The sequence below is a fragment of the Micromonospora sp. NPDC048835 genome, assembly GCF_040649995.1.
Lineage (GTDB): Bacteria > Actinomycetota > Actinomycetes > Mycobacteriales > Micromonosporaceae > Micromonospora.
This window is the reverse complement of record NZ_JBEZGM010000001.1, coordinates 72,873-90,945: the sequence shown is the minus strand read 5'-3', so window position 1 is coordinate 90,945 and position 18,073 is coordinate 72,873. Positions and strand designations below refer to the sequence as shown.

The 18,073-nt window shown below is 73.3% G+C and carries 11 protein-coding genes and 1 tRNA gene; 9 read left to right on the top strand and 3 right to left on the bottom strand.

Annotated features, from left to right (window positions below; all coding sequences use genetic code 11):
- Positions 1-409: 409 nt before the first annotated feature.
- A complete protein-coding gene (locus AB0C15_RS00365; RefSeq protein ID WP_357347096.1) occupies positions 410-2,089 on the top strand; it encodes a recombinase family protein in 1,680 nt (559 codons plus the stop codon).
- Here the strand turns inward: AB0C15_RS00365 and AB0C15_RS00360 are convergent.
- Positions 2,071-2,154 (bottom strand) — tRNA-Leu (locus tag AB0C15_RS00360). The genes AB0C15_RS00365 and AB0C15_RS00360 overlap by 19 nt on opposite strands.
- A gap of 232 nt (positions 2,155-2,386) precedes the next feature.
- Between AB0C15_RS00360 and AB0C15_RS00355 the strand changes: the two genes are divergently transcribed.
- The 6 genes from AB0C15_RS00355 to AB0C15_RS00330 all read left to right on the top strand — a co-directional run bounded on the left by AB0C15_RS00355 (position 2,387) and on the right by AB0C15_RS00330 (position 13,802).
- A complete protein-coding gene (locus tag AB0C15_RS00355; RefSeq protein ID WP_357347094.1) occupies positions 2,387-5,440 on the top strand; it encodes a tetratricopeptide repeat protein in 3,054 nt (1,017 codons plus the stop codon).
- Positions 5,441-5,635: 195 nt separating this feature from the next.
- Entirely contained in the window at positions 5,636-8,254 is a 2,619-nt protein-coding gene (locus AB0C15_RS00350) for a fibronectin type III domain-containing protein (RefSeq protein ID WP_357347092.1), read from the top strand.
- A gap of 27 nt (positions 8,255-8,281) precedes the next feature.
- The gene (locus AB0C15_RS00345) at positions 8,282-9,277 is read left to right on the top strand and encodes a MoxR family ATPase (RefSeq protein WP_357347090.1); all 996 of its coding nucleotides are present in this window, start codon (positions 8,282-8,284) and stop codon (positions 9,275-9,277) included.
- Positions 9,278-9,291: 14 nt separating this feature from the next.
- Complete coding sequence (locus AB0C15_RS00340; RefSeq protein ID WP_357347088.1) at positions 9,292-10,455, top strand: DUF58 domain-containing protein; 1,164 nt, start codon at positions 9,292-9,294, stop codon at positions 10,453-10,455.
- Positions 10,449-12,833 (top strand): transglutaminaseTgpA domain-containing protein, encoded by a 2,385-nt coding sequence (locus tag AB0C15_RS00335; protein WP_357347086.1) that lies wholly within the window; start codon positions 10,449-10,451, stop codon positions 12,831-12,833. The genes AB0C15_RS00340 and AB0C15_RS00335 overlap by 7 nt, the downstream gene beginning before the upstream one ends.
- A 165-nt stretch (positions 12,834-12,998) precedes the next feature.
- Positions 12,999-13,802: a class I SAM-dependent methyltransferase gene (locus tag AB0C15_RS00330; protein WP_357347084.1), complete on the top strand. Its 804-nt coding sequence runs from the start codon at positions 12,999-13,001 to the stop codon at positions 13,800-13,802.
- 4 nt (positions 13,803-13,806) lie between these two features.
- Here AB0C15_RS00330 and AB0C15_RS00325 read toward each other — a convergent pair whose 3' ends face one another.
- The gene (locus tag AB0C15_RS00325) at positions 13,807-14,598 is read right to left on the bottom strand and encodes an SDR family oxidoreductase (RefSeq protein WP_357347081.1); all 792 of its coding nucleotides are present in this window, start codon (positions 14,596-14,598) and stop codon (positions 13,807-13,809) included.
- Positions 14,595-15,578, bottom strand: coding sequence for an LLM class F420-dependent oxidoreductase (locus tag AB0C15_RS00320; protein WP_357347876.1), 984 nt, complete (start codon positions 15,576-15,578; stop codon positions 14,595-14,597). The genes AB0C15_RS00325 and AB0C15_RS00320 overlap by 4 nt, the downstream gene beginning before the upstream one ends.
- Positions 15,579-15,733: 155 nt before the next feature.
- Between AB0C15_RS00320 and AB0C15_RS00315 the strand changes: the two genes are divergently transcribed.
- Both AB0C15_RS00315 and AB0C15_RS00310 read left to right on the top strand, forming a co-directional pair.
- Positions 15,734-16,954 (top strand): low temperature requirement protein A, encoded by a 1,221-nt coding sequence (locus AB0C15_RS00315; RefSeq protein ID WP_357347079.1) that lies wholly within the window; start codon positions 15,734-15,736, stop codon positions 16,952-16,954.
- Positions 16,955-17,080: 126 nt separating this feature from the next.
- Positions 17,081-17,944 (top strand): DUF1028 domain-containing protein, encoded by an 864-nt coding sequence (locus tag AB0C15_RS00310; protein WP_357347077.1) that lies wholly within the window; start codon positions 17,081-17,083, stop codon positions 17,942-17,944.
- Positions 17,945-18,073 lie beyond the last annotated feature (129 nt).

Genomic DNA, 18,073 nt, shown 5'->3' with positions numbered 1-18,073 from the left:
AGGCACCACGCCTCGGAATCGCCTCACAACCGCACCGGCGCTGCCAACGCCCACCCAACGGCCGAGCCTCGGATGCGAGTAGCCAAAGTCGAGACGCGGGCAACGCAAGAAGGCTGGCTTGCAGGTCGACCACCGGACGGAGGCGCATGACGCAGCCATCCAGCGACCCACACGAGCGGCCATCACTCCCGACGCCACCATCAGCGCCAGGCAGGCAACTTGACCGACCTAACGCAAACAGCCGTTCATGGACGGTCGGCAACGTCGACGGTGGCACATCTACCGGGGTTAGCAGTGTGGTGGCTCCAGACCAACCACCCGAGCTAAACCCTCAGGCGGCTGCCGCCTTACTAAAGCTGCTCACACACCTGAACGACCGCCACACCGAGCACTCAAAGCAGGAGAACGGATGACCTCCCCCCAACCAAAGCCCTTCGCCTTTTATGGCCGTGTCTCCACCGAGGACAACCAAGATCCGGAATCGTCGCGAGGGTGGCAACTCACCCGGGCGACAGCGCTGATCCAGCCTCACGGCGGCCGCATCGTCACTGAGTACTTCGACGTGGGCCAGAGCCGCTCGCTGCCCTGGCAACGCCGAACCCAGGCCAACACTCTTCTCTCTGCGCTACGTAACCCCCGGCGGGGCTTCTCCGCCGTCGTTGTGGGGGAGCCCCACCGGGCCTTCTACGGCAACCAGTTCGGTCTCACGGTGCCACTCTTCGCGCACTACGGCGTCGAACTCTGGGTACCCGAGATCGGCGGCCCCATCGACCCCGACAACGAGGCACACGAACTTGTCATGTCCGTCTTCGGCGGCATGAGCAAAGGCGAACGCAACCGCATCAAGTTGCGCGTCCGCACCGCCATGGCCGCCCAGACACTCCTGGAAGGCCGATACCTCGGCGGACGCCCGCCATACGGCTACACCCTGCGTGATCTCGGCCCTCACCCCAACCCCGCGAAGGCCGCCGACGGCAAACACCTCCGCGGGCTCACCCCGGATGCCCAGACCTCCCCCATCGTCCGCCGGATCTTCGACGAGTTCCTCGCCGGCTACGGACTATTCGCCATCGCGGAAGGACTCACCGCCAACCACGTGCCCTGCCCCTCGGCACACGACCGGGCCCGCAACAGACACCGCAGCGGCATCGCCTGGTCCAAAAGCGCCATCCGCGTCATCCTCACCAACCCCCGCTACACCGGCCGGCAGGTGTGGAACAAACAACGCACCGACGAAGTCCTCCTCGACGTCGACGACGTCGCACTGGGCCACACCGGCGTCATGCGCTGGAACGCCCGTGACAAATGGGTGGTCTCGAAGGAGATCACCCACCCACCCCTGATCGACGACGAGACCTTCGAGCAAGCGCAAGCCCTACTCACCCGTCGCGCGCGAGCCGTCGACCGTCAGGAGCGCCAACGCCGCGCCCGCAACCCCTACGTCTTCCGGGGGATGATCTACTGCGCCGTCTGTCAGCGACGCATGCAAGGTCAGTACAACCACGGCGCCGCCTACTACCGCTGCCGCTTCCCCCAGGAATACGCCCTGGCCAACGAGGTCGAACACCCCCGCAACGTCTACCTGCGCGAGGACGCCCTCACCGACCCGCTCGACGAGTGGCTGGCATCCGCGTTCACCCCTGACCACCTCGACCAAACGATCACCGCCATGTGCGACGCCCAACCAACGGACACAACGCCACAGACGGCCGCAACACAGGCCACGATCGCAGCCTGTGACGCAAAGCTCGCCCAATACCGGGCCGCCCTCGACGCCGGCGCAGACCCCGCACTAGTCACCGGCTGGATAACCCAAACCCAAGCCGAACGGACACGAGCCGAAACTGATCTTCAAACGACCCAGCAGACAGAGCCACGCCGAATGAGCCACTCCCAGATCGCCGACCTAGTCCGAGCGCTCGGCGACATCGTCGCCGTGTTGCGCGACGCCGACCCGGACGACAAAGCCGAGGTCTACCGGCAACTCGGATTGCGACTCACCTACCAAACCGAAACGCAAACGGTGCGCGCTGCAGTGGATCTCAGCGCGCACCGTGGGGTTATGGTTCGTGTCCGAGGGGGGACTTGAACCCCCACGCCCTATACGGGCACTAGCACCTCAAGCTAGCGCGTCTGCCATTCCGCCACCCGGACCTACACGTTCAGCCTACCTTGCCGACCAGATGATCTTTCCACCTGCTGTTCGGCGCGGCGGGCCGCACGGGGAGTTACTGTACACGCCGCCCGTGGATCATGCACATCGCCTTCCGGCAGCTCTCCCCGAGTGCTTCCACCGCTGCTCAAGCCGCCCCAAATAGCCTGACCGACCCACCATCCAACCGTGTACGGGTAGCGTCCGGCGGCCCTCTGACGGCAGCATTGCCCCGTGTCCCATCCCTCCCCCTTTGCAGCCGCCCAGCACCGAGCCTTCGCCCTGCGCGCCGCGGGCGACCTCAGCGCCGCCCGGCACCTGCTCGCGGAGGCCGTCGAGTCCGCTCCCCCGCCCTACGGTGACGATCATCCCGAGGTGCTGCACACCGCGCACGTGCTGGCACGGCTGCACCGGGAGGAGGACGACCCGCTCGCCGCCCGCCGGGTGTTGGAGGAGGCGTTCGCGGCGGGCGAGCGCCGCTGGGAGCACTCTGACCCGTTGATGCTCGCACTCGCCTTCGAACTCGCCGAGGTGGCCGAGGAACTCGGCAACCGCCACGAGGCCCGCCGCAACTACACCCGCGTCGCCACCGCCGGGCCCGCCGCGCTCGGCGAGGACCATCCGGCGGTACGCGCAGCCCGCGCCTACCTCAGCCCACCCGCGTCGACGGCGGGCGAGCAGCACCCCGCGCCGACGCCCGACCCAACCGTGGCCACCCCGGTGACCGAGGCGGGTGCCCGGTCGGCGCTCTCCGGCCCGACCCTGTCGCTGGCGACCCTCGCCGCGATGCGGCCCGCCGCCGGTGGCCCGCCGCCCACCCTCTCACCGTGGGCGCCGCCGCAACCGCCGACCACGCCGCCATCAACCAATCCAGCGGTACGCGCACCCGCACCACCCGTCAACGCCCCAACGGCACCGATCCCGGCTCCTCGGATCGCGCCCGTCCGTCCGGCAGCCTCCTCTACCGCATCGGCGCAGCCTGGCCCGCCGACGGCCGCATCCAGTGCGGTGACGCCGGCCCGGCCGCGCGCCGACGAGCAACCGCCCGGACCGGGCCGACCCACGGTCGACCCGATGGCCCGGCGGATGACGGAGATACCGCCGACCACGCCGGCCGGGCAGCGGGCATCGTCCGGGCCGGCCGTGGCACCACGTCAGCGAGTGGGTGACCAGGTGGCCCCGCCGGCGGTCGCCGCGCCACCTCGCCCGTCGACCCCAACCGCGCCGGCGTCGAGCGCCCCGCCGGCAACACCGGCCGTGCCGGCACCGCGCTGGGACGACCCCACCGTCCAGGTACGGCAGATCGAGCCGCTGCTCGCCGAGGAGGCCGCCCGCGCAGCCGCCCAGCCAAGCGCGCCGAGCGCACCGCACGCACCAAGCGGGCTGAGCGAGTCGCACACGGTGTCCGGCACCGAGGTGACATCAACGGCCGGCCCCTCCCGGACCGTTGACCGCCCAGCGCCGATGTACCCGACGGGTGGGCCACCGGCGCAGCCCATCAGCACGCCGATCGTCACTCCGCATCCGATCTCCGCGCCGCCCAGCCCGCCGTATCCGGTGTCGGGCCCACCAGCCCCGCCCTACCCGGTCTCCGCACCACCCGGCTACGGCCAACCCGTCTCCGCACCCCCCAGCCACGGCCAACCAGTCTCCGCTCCGCCCGGACACGCGTACCCGGTCTCCGCACCGCCGGGCTACAGCCAGCCCATCTCCGCACCACCCGGCCACGGCCAGCCCACCTCCGGACTGCCGGGCTACGGCCCACCGGTTTCCGCGCCCCCCGGGCACACGTACCCGGTCTCCGCGCCACCCGGCTACAGCCAGCCCACCTTCGCAGCGGCCGGCTACGGGCAGCCCGTGTCCGCACCACCCGGGCACAGCTACCCGGTGTCCGCACCGCCCGGGTTCGGGCCGCCTGTCTCGGGGCCGCCCTACGGTCACCCCGTCTCCGCTCCTCCGGTGAGCGCTCCGCCCGTGCCGCCCTGGGGGATTACCGCACCGCCCTGGAGCAGCACCGCACCACCGCAGCCCCTGCCCATTTCAGGTGCCGACCCCACCGACCAGACCACGACGCCTACGCAAACCACGATCGCAGAGCAGGCCACGACCGCAGAGGCCACGACCCCTGCGCAGACCACGACCGCAAAGCAGACCACGACCGCAAAGCAGCCCGCGACCGCAAAGCAGATCACAGTGGACCCGGTCGGCATCGGCGTGGACGGTGACTCCGGGCTGGGCATCCTCGACGCCCCGGTGGCACCGACCGGGCAGGCCGGTAGCGCACTGTCCGACCAGACCGTGGTGTTGCCTGCCGTTCCGTCGCAGAGCGAGCCGGTCGGGGTCGAGGCCAGCCTGGGCTGGCCCGCCACTCAGCCCGCCCCGATGGCCGCCAATGCGGACCCCGCGACCGTCGCCGCCGCTCGGGCGAACCCGACCATCGCTCAGGCCGGCCCCGGTGCCGTTCGATCGAGTCCCGTTGCCCAACCGGCCTGGTCACCGGGCGTCAGTTCGGCGCTGACGCCACCAGCCGCGCCGCCGCAGGCTGACCAGTATCAGGACCAGCCGCAGCAGATCCCGTACCCGGCATACGACCAGCACGCGGTCCAGCCGCCCTTCTCGGCGCAGGCCCAGCACCCGGTCCAGGCGCCCTACCCGGCACACGGTCAGCAACCGGCCCAGACGCCCTACCCAGGCCAGGACCAGCAACCGGCCCAGACGCCCTACCCAGCACAGGACCAGCACCACGCCCCGTACCCGGGTCAGCAGTACCACCCGGCGCCGGAGGCGTACCGGCCGGCGTACACCGATCGTGCTGGATCGGCGGGCCGTAACCGGGCGGCGCTTGTCGGCGCGGTCGTGGCGGCCGGGGTGGCCGTCGTGGCGGTGGCCGGCCTGGGTGTGGTGATGGTGACCCGGGACGACCCGCCGCCGACCGGGACCGCGCCGACGGCGGCGGCATCGACGGCGGCCGGGCTCCCGCCGGGTGATCTGAAGCTTCGCGACGACTCGACCACGATCACGTTGACCTGGACGGACCCGACCGGCGGGGCGGTGCCGTTCATGGTCGCCGCCGGGCGGGCCGGGCAGGCGCTGGGGGTGATGGCCACGGTGGACCCGGGGCGGACCAGCTACACGGTGAACGGGCTGAACTCCCGGGTGGATCACTGTTTCACCGTGTTGGCGGTCTACTCGACTGACAGCTTTGCGACTTCGGGGCAGGTCTGCACGAGGCGGGAGCGCACCGCCCCGTCCAGTGGGGAGCCGTCCGACCGGCCGTCACCGCGCTGAGGCGAGCGCGAGCCGGGCCAGAACGAGCGGGCACCGCGCTGAGCTGGACGTCCACAGCGCACACGCTCGGTATCCACAGGGGTGACGGTGCGGGTTCCCCCGCCACCACCAGCGCCATATGATGGCACCCGGCTCAGGGGAGGGGTCGCCGCGAGGCGCGCGCCACCTGCCACGACTCAGGGGAGGCAGCCGGCTGTGGCCAGCATCGACGACGCCGTACCGACCGAGGCTCTTCGCTCCCGGTCCCGGCTGCGCGGCGGGCTGGTGACCGTCGGCACGGTGGCCGCGCTGCTGGCCGCCATGGGGCTGACCGTGCTCGGGTTGGGCGCGGCGGACAACGCGGTGGCCAACTACGACGCGAGTTCCTGGCTGTGGAGCGCGGCGCGCAGCGAGCTGGCCCGGGTCAACGGGGTCACCGCCCGGGTCGACACCCGCACCGAGATCCCCAATGCCCGGCAGCACCCGATGCAGATCACCCAGACCGACCGGCTGCTGGTCCTGCGCGATTTGCAGACGGGGCAGGTCAGCTCCCTGGACCTGGCGACCCTGCAACTCAGCGCGACCACCCGGACCACCCCCGGCCTGGGTGTGAGTGTGGCCCTGCACGAGGACGCGGCGTTCGTCGTCGACGCCGTGCAGGGCATCGTCCGGCAGCTCGACCCGCGGTCGTTGACCCCGGTCGGTGAGCCGGTGCGCTATCCGCCGGGCATCACCGGCGGCACCTTCGACGGTAAGGGTCGACTCTGGATCGCGGTGCCCAGCCAGGGCACGGTCTCGGCGATCACCGCGGCCAAGCTGCCGTCCGCGCCGGCCACGGCGAGTGCCGGGCTCAGCCCGAAGCAGGTCGAGTCGTACGACGTCGCCGACGCCAGCCACGAGCTGGTGGTCTCCGCCCTGGACGACGGGGTGGCGGTGCTCGACCGCACGGCCGGGAAGCTGGTGCGGGTGCAGGGCGGTGAGGTGCACCCGACTTCGCTGACGCTGTCCGGCCCGGCGGCGCTGCCCGCGCGTACCAGCGGCGCCCGGGTTCCGGTCACGGTGACCGCGGAGCGGCGGGTGGTGCTCGTCGGTGACGGTGGGCAGGAGAGCACGTTCACGGTGCCGGGTGAGGGGGATCGGCTCAGCCCGGCGGTGGCCTGGGCGAACCGGTTCTACTGCGCCGACGAGGCGACCGGGGCGATCTACTCCTTCGACGCGGCTGGCCAGCTCGTCGAGACGATCCGGGGGCGCGCCAACGGGCCGCTGGAGCTGGAGGTTCGGGAGAACCACCTGTTCATCAACTCCCCCGACGCGTCGACCGCCCGGGTGGTGGACGACAAGCACCAGGTGCGCGAGGTCAACAAGTACGCCAACGATGTGCTCGGTGGCGACCCGCCGCCGGCTCCCCCGCCGCCGCCCCCGCCGAAGAAGCCGCGGGTGGGCAAGCCGAGCGCGCCGCGAAGCGTCACCGCCGCCGCCGGCAACGCCCAGGCGCGGGTGAGTTGGCGCCCGGCCGCCGCGAACGGCGCCGAGATCATCAAGTACGTGGTGGAGGGCGCCGGCCAACGCCTGCAGGTGGGCGCGAACCAGCGTGCGGTGGAGGTCAAGGGTCTGACCAACGGTGAGACGTACCGGTTCGCGGTGCACGCCGTCAACGCCAAGGGCGACGGGCCGCCGCGCACCAGCAACCCGGTGACGCCGACGGCGGCGGTGCCCGACCCGCCGGCGAGCGTCACCGCGCAGGAACGCCCGGACGGCACGGTCCTGGTGAAGTGGCCGGCGGCGAACGGGCAGGGCAACACCATCGCGAGGTACGCGGTGACGGCCAGTTCGGCGGGGACGAACGCGCCGGCCGGCGAGTCGACCAAGACGGAGCTGGTGGTGCCCGCCGGTGAGCTGGAGTACGGCACCCAGTACGCGTTCACCGTGGTGGCGGTCAACAGCAAGGGCGCCGGGTCGGCGGCGTCGCCGGTCAGCAACACGGTGGTCCCGTTCGCGGCGCCCGGTCAGCCGCTGCAACTGCGCGCCGGCACGGTCGCCAACCAGCCGGGTGCGGTGACGGTGCAGTGGGCGCCGGCCGAGGCCAACGGCCGGCCGGTGACGAAGTACCTGGTGGACGTCGGTGGGAAGGTCAGCGAGGTGACCGACACCCGCACGACAGTCACCGGGCTCGGCAACGGCCAGAACGTCACGGTGAAGGTGAAGGCGGTCAACGAGGCCGGGCCGGGTCCGGAGGCCACCGCCACCGCCCGCACGGTCGCCGAGCCACGGATCACCGTGACCGGCTCGTCGTCGACGGCCACCGGGGCGACCGTGACGTTCACCGTGGACGCCGGCGGCGGCCAGGCCACCTGCACGCTGAGCACCACCGGCAAGCCGGCGAAGGCCGGGGCGTGCTCCAGCATCACGATGACCGGCCTGACCCCGGGCACCACCTACACGTTCACGGTGACGGCGAGCAACGCCGCCGGCAAGGGCACCGCCACGAAGGCGCAGGCCACCCAGCCGCTGTTCGGGGTCGCGACCTGCCGCAACGGTGCGTCCGGGCCCGAGTCGACCTACTGCGACCGGGACCGGGAAGGCCGCAACGGCAACGAGATCTTCTCGGTCACCCGGCAGGACAACGACAAGCAGGTGGGGTGGGCCAAGCCGGGCACCCGGCTCCAGGCGTACTGCAAGAAGTCGGGCGAAGAGGTCTACGCCTACATCTACAACAACGAGAAGCGCAGCACCTGGTGGGTGCAGGTCAGCTACAAGGGTGGGAAGAACTACATTCCCTGGGCCTGGCTCAACCTGGAGGGCGGCGATGACATCAAGGTCCTGCCCACCTGCTGAACCACCAGGCGAGGAGCACCACCGACCGTGAACACCCACGAGCCGCTCACCCAGCCGGAGGTGCAGGGTTTCGCCGCCCTCGCCGCCCGGCTGGCCGAGAACGTCAACGCGGTGGTGCTCGGCAAGCCGCAGGTGGTGCGGCTGGCGCTGACCGCGCTCTTCGCCCAGGGGCACGTGCTGTTGGAGGACGTGCCCGGGGTCGGCAAGACCACCCTGGCGCGGGCCATCGCCGCCACCGTGAAGGGTGAGTGGCGGCGCATCCAGTTCACCCCCGACCTGCTCCCGTCGGACGTGTCCGGCGTGACCATCTTCAACCAGGCGACCCGGGACTTCGAGTTCCACCCGGGGCCGGTCTTCGCCAACATCGTCATCGCCGACGAGATCAACCGGGCGTCGCCGAAGACCCAGTCGGCGCTGCTGGAGGTGATGGAGGAACGGACGGTCACCGTGGACGGGGTCCGGCACCCGGTGCCGTCGCCGTTCCTGGTGGTCGCCACCCAGAACCCGGTCGAGATGGACGGCACCTACCGACTGCCCGAGGCGCAACTGGACCGGTTCCTGGTGAAGCTCTCCGTCGGCTACCCGGACGAGGCCGTCGAGGTGGAGGTGCTGCGCGGCGCGACGGTGCGCTCCCCCGAGGCGCTCGCCCCGATCACCGACACCGCCACCGTCGGAGAGATGGTCCGGATGGCCCGCCGGGTGCACATCGCCGAGCCGCTCTACGCGTACGCGGTCCGGCTGGCCGCGGCCACCCGCACCCACCCGCAGGTACGCGTCGGGGTCAGCCCCCGGGGCGTGATCGCGTTGACCCGCGCGGCGTGCGCGTACGCGCTCATCGACGGGCGGGGCTGGATCATGCCGGAGGACCTGAAGGCGCTCGCCGAGGCGGTGTTCGCGCACCGGCTGCTGCTCACCCCGGACGCGCAGGTGCGGGGGCTGACCCCCGCGGAGGTGCTCCGCCAGGCCGTCGCCTCGGTGCCGGTGCCGCTGCCGTCGGGGCAACCCGCTCCGGTGCAGGGCTGACCGGCAGCACCGCGATGGGGATCACCGCCCGTGGCACCGGGCTGCTCGTCGCCGCCGTCCTGCTGCTGGGCGCGGGCTTCCGGTTCGCGTACCCCGAGCTGACGCTGCTCGGCGCGGCGGCCGGCGCGGCCGTCGGCTACGCCGCGCTTGTCGCGGCCTGGCGACCCCGGCTGACGGTGACCCGCCACGCGGACCCGGACCGGGTGGCGCGCGGAGAACCGGCGAGCATGACGCTGACCGTGCGCAACACCGGCCGGCTGCGCTCGGCGAACCTGCTCGCCGAGGACCGGTGCGGCCAGCGGACCGTGCCGGTGCCGGTGCTACGCCTACGACCCGGGCGCGACACCGAGGTCCGCTACGACGTGCCGACCGACCGGCGCGGGGTCGTGCCGGTCGGCCCGCTGCGGGTGACCCGACGCGACCCGCTGGGGTTGGTGGCGCTGGCCCGCCCCTACGGCGCGGCGGTGCCGGTCTGGGTGTACCCCCGCATCCACCCGCTGACGGCGGTGCCCCGCGGCGCCGGGCGCAGCCTCGACGGCCGGGTGGACGGGGTCCCGCACGGGTCGATCACGTTCGACTCGCTGCGCGAGTACGTGGTCGGCGACGAGCTGCGCCGGGTGCACTGGCGCACCAGCGCCCGGGTGGGTGAGCTGATGGTCCGGGAGAACGTCGACACCAGCCTGCCGCGCCTGGTCGTCCTGCTGGACAACCGCGCCGCCGCGCACCCGCAACGCTCTGGTGGGGTCGCGGAGTCGTTCGAGTCGGCCTGTGAGGCGGCGGCGTCGGTCGTCACCGCCGCACACCGCGCCGACCTGCCGGTGCTGCTGCTGTCGGTCGCCGCCGAAACCGTGACGCCCGACGGCGGGGCCGACGGCCCGCTCGGGCCACTGGACCGGCTCGCCGCCGCCGAACTGTCCGAGGACCGCGACGCGGTGCGGGCGGCCACCACCCGGCTGCGGCAGGACCGGCTCGGCGACACGCTGATCTTCCTGACCGGGCCGGGCGGCCGCGACGAGCTGGGCCACGTCGGCGCGCTGCGCGGGGCGTACCCCTCGGTGGTGGTCGGGGTGTTCGGCGCGGCCGAGCCGACGCCACCGGGCACCGCCGGCCTGGTGGTCGTCGACGCCGCCGACGGCGCGCAGTTCGCCGCCGAGTGGGACGGGGTACGCCGGTGGTGACCCGGGCCGTGCGGGCGCTGCGGGCGGCGGTCCTGCCGCTGGCGTTGATCGGGCTGACGGCGCTCGCCGGGGTGGTGCTCGGCCGGGTGTACGCGGGCGGCCTGCTGACCTGGCTGGTCCTCGGTGCCGCTGCGGGTTCGGTGCTGGTCAGCGTGGCCGCCCGACGGCTGCCGTCCTGGTTGGTGGCGCCGGTGTCGGTCGCCGCGATGGCCGGCTGGACACTGTGGTCGCTGCGGCTGGCCGCCACCCACGCCGAGATGCCCGGTGGCCTGCTGGAGGTCACCGTGGACGCTGCCCGCAACGGCATCCCCCGGCTGCTCACCGCGATGATCCCGGTGGAGCCCACCCCGGACACGGTGCTCGTCCCGGTGGTCGCCGCCTGGCTGGCCGGGCTGACCGGCGCGGAGGTGGCGCTGCGCACCGGCAGGGTGCTGCTGGGCTACCTGCCGGCGGCCGGGCTCTACGCCGCCACCCTCTACATGGTCGGTCCGAACGCCGAACCGGCGCTCGCCCCGACGGTGGCGTTCGCCGCGATCGCGGCCCTCGGCCTGGCGACGCCCACCACGTCGTCCGGCGGTGGCGATCCGACCGCCGACCTGTCCCCCCGGGTACGCGCGGCGGTGCGGCTGCGGCTGACCGCCAGCGCGGCGCTCGGGGTGGCCCTGGTGATCGGGCTGGTCGCGCTGCTCGGCCCGGTCGTCGCCGGGCAGGTCGACGGCCGGCCGGTGGACCCACGCCGGTACGTGGAACCACCACAGGTGCAGACCCTCGACGAGAACCCGCTGATCCGCATCTCCGGCTGGGCCCTGCACCCGGAGCAGAAACTGCTCGAGGTGAGCACGCAACGCCCCGACGCACCACCCGCCGGCCCTGCCCCGGAGGCCGACCCGCCGACGAGCGAGCCGTCGGCAGACAGCACGCTCAGTGTGCGGATGCGGTTGGCGGTGCTCAGCGACTACGACGGGGTGACCTGGCGGGTCGGCGCGACGTACCGCAACGCCGGCCGGATCCTGCCGGCCGCGGACCCGGCCCGCGACAGCACCGTGCAGACGGTCCGGCAGCAGATCAGCGTGGCGGAGCTGAGCGGTCGGCTGCTGCCCGCAGTGGCGACACCCCAGCAGGTCAGTGGCGCACGCGTGGCGTACGACCCGGCGAGCGGGACGCTGATCCGACCGGAGGGGCTGACGCCGGGGCTGCGGTACGCGGTGACCTCCACCGAGGAACGCCCCGACTCCAACCTGCTGCCCACCGCGAACGTGCCCGCCGGCGACGAGGTGGCCCGGGTGCTGCGGGTCGCGGACGGGGTGCCCGACCCGATGCGTCGGCTCGCCACCCAACTCGCCGAGGACAACGGCGCACCGTACGCGAGGGCGTCGGCGATCGAGCAGTTCCTCGCCGAGCACTACCGGGTGGTGGCGGACGCACCGAGCGGGCACGCGTACCCCAATCTGGGTTTCTTCCTGTTCGGACCCCGCAACGGCGGCGGGCAGGAGGGCACCTCCGAGCAGTTCGCGGCGGCGTTCGCGGTCCTCGGCAGACTCTCCGGGCTCCCGACGCGGGTGGTGGTGGGCTTCCGGACCAGCGGGCAGGGGCCGGTGCTTGCCGGTGACGCGTTCGCCTGGCCGGAGGTGCTCTTCGACGGGCTCGGCTGGGTGGCGTTCGACCCACTGCCCCGCCCGAACGACGAACCGCGACCGGTGGAGGAGGACTTCCGTCCAACACCTGAGGACCCGCCCCCGTCGGAGGCACCGGCGCCGACCGCCGAGCCGAGCACCTCACCGGAGCCCGCAGCCGGTGCCGACGCCAAGCCCGGCAACGACGGGATCTCCACGCCGGTGCTTGTCGCCGGCGGCAGCGGCGGCCTGCTGCTGGTGGTCGGGGCGCTCCTGCTCACTCTGCTAGCGATGCGCCGCTCCCTGACCCGCAGCCGGCTCGTGCGGGGCGACCCCGGCCAGCGCATCGCCGGCGCCTGGCGGGAGGTCACCGACGCGCTCCGGCTGGCCGGCAGACCGATCGGGGACGACCTGGCCGCCACCGAGGTCGCCGGGCACGCCCACCGCGCTCTCGCCGACGCCCGAGCGGGCGCCTCGGGCGACGAAACGGCCGCCGGTGACGACCGAGCAGGCACCGGCGACGCAACAACCGCCGGTGGCCCGGCTTCGGCTGACTCGTCCGCCCCGGCCGTCGACGAACTGGCCACCCTGCTCAACCAGGTGGGCTTCGCCCCCGGCGCCGCGACATCCGACCAGGCGGCTCGCGCCGCCGAGCTGTCCACCGCCTACGTGACCAGCCTGCGCTCCGCCCGCCCCTGGTGGCGCCGCCTGCTCTGGTCGGTCAACCCCACTCCCCTGCGCCACGCCCGCCGCTCCTCGCGGTGATCAAGAGCTTTGCGTCGGCTGCGGGCCTCCTCCTGACGCAAACCTCTTGATCAGCGACGGCAGGGTCCGGGGGCAGGGCCGGGGGCGGGGCCGGGGGCGGGTCCGGGGGCGGGTCCGGGCGAAACACGGTGGCCCCGCGCACCGTCCACCGGCGACCATCGACGCGTGGACACGCATGCGAGCGACATCGTCGACTACTACACGCGGCACTACCGCGAGGACCAGCGGCTCACCGGCAGGCCGCAGGCGCGACTGGAGTGGATCCGCACCATGCAGCTCCTGCGCGATCTCCTCCCCGACCCGGGTGCCCGGGTGCTGGACATCGGTGGAGGCACCGGCGAGTACGCGCGGGCTCTCGTCGTCGCCGGCTACGACGTCCGCCTCGTCGACCTGGTACCGAGTCACGTCGCGCAGGCAGGCGACGGGCACCCTCCGGTCGACGCGCGGGTCGCCGACGCGCGTGCGCTCCCCGACGCCGACGACACGTACGACGCCGCGCTGCTCCTCGGCCCGCTCTACCACCTGGTCCGCCGAGCCGACCGGCTTCAGGCCCTCCGCGAGGCGGCCCGGGTCACCCGCCCCGGCGGCCTCGTCGTGGCCGCTGCCATCTCCCGGTTCGCCGGCCCGCTGGACGCCGCCGCCACCGGACGACTCGACGAGAGACTGCTCGACGAGGCCCGGGCGCTGCTGAGCGACGGCGTCAACGATCCGCGCCTCGGTTTCACCCACGCCTACTTCCACCGGGTCGAGGAGATCACCGACGAGTGCTCCGCCGTGGGGCTGACCGACATCGTCGTACATGGGGTCGAGGGCCCGGCCTGGACGGCAGCGGAGGCGGCGGCGAACGGGCCGGCGCGGGACGCGGTCTTCGCCGCGGCGGTGGACCTCGCTCGGGTCTACAGCAGCGAGCCGGCGCTGATCGCCGCCAGTTCCCACCTCCTGGCCGCCGGGCGCGTTCCGGCGCCCTGACCCGTCAGGAGGTCAACCGGCGGATGAGTTTGCGCATGCCGGCCTGCCAGCCGTCCGGGTCCTCGGCGCGGCGGCGCGCGTAGTCGGCGACCTCGGGGTGCGGCAGGATCAGGAAACGCTCCTCGGCCAGCCCGGCGACAGCCGCCGCGGCGACCTCGTCCGGGGTGAGCACCGCACCGGACGCGGCGACCACCCGCGCACCCAGGTGCCCCTCGGCGAGCCCGTCAGCGAGCATCGGGGTGTCCACCCCCTGCGGGCAGAGCGCGCTGACCCGGATGCCCCGGTCCCGGTAGGTGATCGCCAACCACTCGGCGAACCCCACCGAGGCGTGCTTCGTCGCCGTGTACGCGGCGTCGCCCACCGCCGTCAGCACACCCGCCGCCGAGCAGGTGTGCAGCAGGTGCCCACCGCCGCGGGTGAGCATCCCGGGCAGCACCGCGCGGGCCGAGTAGACGTGGGCGAGCATGTTGACCCGCCACGCCCGGTCCCACCCGGCGTCGTCGACCTCCACTCCCCCGCCGGTGGTCACCCCCGCGTTGGCGCAGAACAGGTCGATCCGGCCGTACCGCTGCTCGGTGTCGGCGACAAGCGCGCGGACCTGCTCCTCGTCGGTGACGTCGACGGCGCGGGGGTGCGCGACCGGGCCGATGTCCTCGGCCACCGCGCGGGCCGCCTCGGCGTCCAGGTCGGCGACCACCACGGCGGCGGCCCCCTCGGCGGCGAACCGGCGCGACAGCGCCGCGCCGATGCCGCCGGCCGCGCCGGTGACCACGACGATCCGGTCGGTGAGGTTCACGCTGCCACCTCCACGGAGGTGGTGCCCAACCGGGTGATCAGGCCGAGCAGCGCGTCCGCGCCGCCGGCGCTGACCTCGGGGGTGGGCAGCAGCGCCATGATCGGCACGTCCACACCGGCGTCCGCGTAGCGGCGCACCTCGGCGCGACACCGCTCCGGGGAGCCGTGCAGCACCAACGCGTCGACCACCTCGTCGGGCACCGCCGCGTTGGCGCCGCGCCGGTCACCGGCGGCCCACGCCGCCCACATCGGCGCGAGCGTCTCGTCGCGGCCGAGCCAGCGGTGGAACTCGGCGTACGCCGGCACGGTGAGGTAGCTGGTGATGAGCCGGCGGCCCAGCGCCCGGGCGTAGGCGGTGTCCTCGGTGGGGCAGACGAAGATCCGGGCGGCGACCTCGAAGCCGGCCCGCCGCTCGCCCAGCTCGGCCAGGGCACGCGGCACGTCGTCGGCGCCGAGCCAGTTGAGGATGACCCCGTCGGCCTCCGCGCCGGCCAGCCGCAGCATCCCCGGGCGCAGCGCGGCGAGCAGGATCGGCGGTGGCGTCGCCGGTGGTGCTTCAAGTGTGAAGCGGCGGATGGTGAACGTGTCGTAGACCTCGTCGACGGTCTCACCGGCCAGCGCGGCGCGCAGGAAACGCAGCACGTCGCGGGTGCGGCGGAACGGCTCGTCGAACGGCACCGCGTTCCAGTCCCGGACGAGCACCGGTGAGGACGCGCCGATGCCGAGCGCGAACCGGCCCGGCGCGGCCTCGGCAAGCGCCGCCGCGCTCATCGCCAGCAACCCGGGCCCCCGGGTGAAGACCGGGGTGATCGCGGTGCCGAGCCGCAGCCCCGGCTGCCAGGCCGCGGCGAGCGCCAACGGGGTGAACGCGTCGGTCCCGGCGACCTCGGAGGACCAGACGTCGGTGAACCCGGCCCGGTCGAGCGCCGCGTAGGCCGCGTCGTGGTGCGCCAGCGCGATCCCGCCCAGCGGCACCGTCATACCCCATCGATTCGTCACCGATCGATCGTGCCCGTTGACGCAGGCCCCGGGCAAGATCCCCGGGTTGGGCAGAATCGCCAGCTTCCGGCCGTACGGGCCGACGGGAAGTGCTACCACTTCGAGGTGGACCGGACCGACGGCGCAGGCCGCTGACCATGGGTTCCAGGGCGGCAGGACACCTGGAGCCGGTCCCCGGGGTGGCCACCCCGGGCCGGGCCACCTTCCTGGAACTCTTCTTCGACCTGGTGTACGTCTTCGCGCTCACCCGGATCTCGGCGCGCGCATTCGAGGACCTGACCGAGGAGACGGGCCGGAAGTACATCTGGGAGGCGGTCACCGGCAGCGGCAAGACCCTGCTGTTGCTGCTCGCGCTCTGGGCGGTCTGGCAGGGCACCGCGTGGACGACCAGCCGCTACGACCCCTACCGGGTGCCGCTGCAGACCGTGGTGATCACCGCGTTGGTGTGCAGCATGCTGATGGGCGTCGCGATCCCCCGGGCGTTCAGCCAGACCGCGCTGATGTTCGCGGTGGCGTACGTGATCGCCCAGGTGACCCGGCCGGTGATCCTGTCGATCGCGTTGGGCGCGCACCCGTACCGCCGGCTGAAGGTACGGATGGCGGTGATCTTCGCGCTGAGCGGGGTGCTCTGGATCAGCGGCGCGATGCTGGGCACCAACGCGCAGGTGGTGCTCTGGTCGACGGCGCTGGCGTTCGAGTACCTGGCGGCCCGCTGCGGCTGGCCGGTGCCCGGCCTGGGCCGCTCGAGGATCTCCAAGTGGGAGATCGCCGGCGAGCACCTGGCCGAGCGGTACCAGCAGTTCTTCCTCGTCGCGCTTGGCGAGACGATCCTGGTGGCCGGTTTCGCGTACAGCAAGGGCCCGTACGAGGCGGGGCACGCGTGGGCGTTCGCGCTGGCGCTCGCCACCTCGATCATGCTGTGGCGGATCTACGTGCAGCGGGCCGGGCGGATCCTGGGCGAGGCGGTGACGAAGGCCCGGCACCCCGCGAACATCGGCCGGTCCGCCGCCGACACCCACCTGCTGATGGTGATCGGTCTCGCCGCCACCGCGATCGGGTACGAGCTGATCATCGAGAGTCCGCTGGAGCGGATCCCCGGGCCGTGGCTGGTCATGGTGCTCGGCGGTCCGATCCTTTTCCTGGCCGGGCGGTCCCGCCTGGAGTACGAGGTGTTCGCACGGGTCTCCCCGTCCCGGTGGATCGCCCTGCTGGTGCTGCTGGCGTCGGCCGTGCCGCTGCGGCACCTGCCCGGGGTCGCCGCGACCGCGGTCGGGGCGGTGGTGCTGGCCGCGGTCGCGGTGGCTGACGCCCGCCGGGCCCACGGCGCCCCGCCGGAGCCCGCCGCACCGCCGTTCTAGGGCGTGTGTCAAAGTCCTCGGCCGAGCCGAGGCGGAGTCCAGGCGGCGGTCCGGCAAGGGGCTTTGACACACGCCCTGAGCCCCGCGTACCCGAGTCTTCGCGGCGCGGAGGGCTAATGTCGGCCGGTGACCTTCTCGCTCGTCGCCCGCTCCGCCGACGGCCGCCTGCACGGCGTCGCCGTCGCCAGCAAGTTTCTCGCCGCCGGGGCGTTGGTGCCGGCCGCCGCCGCCGAGGTCGGTGCGCTGGCCACCCAGGCCCACGTCAACCTCGCCTACCGCCCGCAGGGCCTCACCCTGCTGCGCACCGGGGTGGCCCCCGCCGACGTGGTGGCCGGGCTGATCGCCGCCGACCCGGAACGGGACCACCGCCAACTCGGCGTGGTGGGGGCCAGCGGTGCCGGTGCCACCTGGACCGGGCCGGCCTGCCACCCGTGGGCCGGCGGGCGGGCCGGCGACGGGTGGGCCGCACAGGGCAACATCCTCACCGGGCCGGAGGTCGTGGACGCCCTCGGCGCGGCCTGGGAGGCCGGAGCGGCACTGCCGTTCGCCGAGCGGCTGGTCGCCGCGCTGCGGGCCGGCGACGAGGCCGGCGGCGACCGGCGGGGTCGGCAGAGCGCCGGGCTGCTGGTGGTCGAGCGCGGCGCCGGGTACGGCGGCACCAGCGACGTGGTGGTGGACCTGCGCGTGGACGACCACCCGGAGCCGGTCACCGAGTTGGGCCGGCTGCTCACGGTGCACACCATGCTGTTCGGGCGGCCGGACCCGGCCACCCTGCTGGACCTGAGCGGCGCGGTCGCCGCCGAGGTGGCGGCGTTGCTCACCGCGCTCGGCCATCCCGTGCACGCCGACGACACGGAAGCGGCGTTGGTCTCCTGGGCCGGCCTGGAAAACCTGGAGGAGCGGCTGGTGCCGGGTCGCATCGACCCGGTGGTGCTCAGCCACCTGCGCGGTGTCGTCCCGCACGTCCCCGCCCCGCGCGCCGCGAGCTGACCCGACGCGCCCCACCGTCGCCCCTTCAAGATCCGCACAGTTTCGGGGAAACTGCTGCGTCCAGGAGCCCCGAGGGGACAGTTTCCCCGAAGTTGCACGGACCTCGGGGTCGGGCTCGCGCCGCAGGGG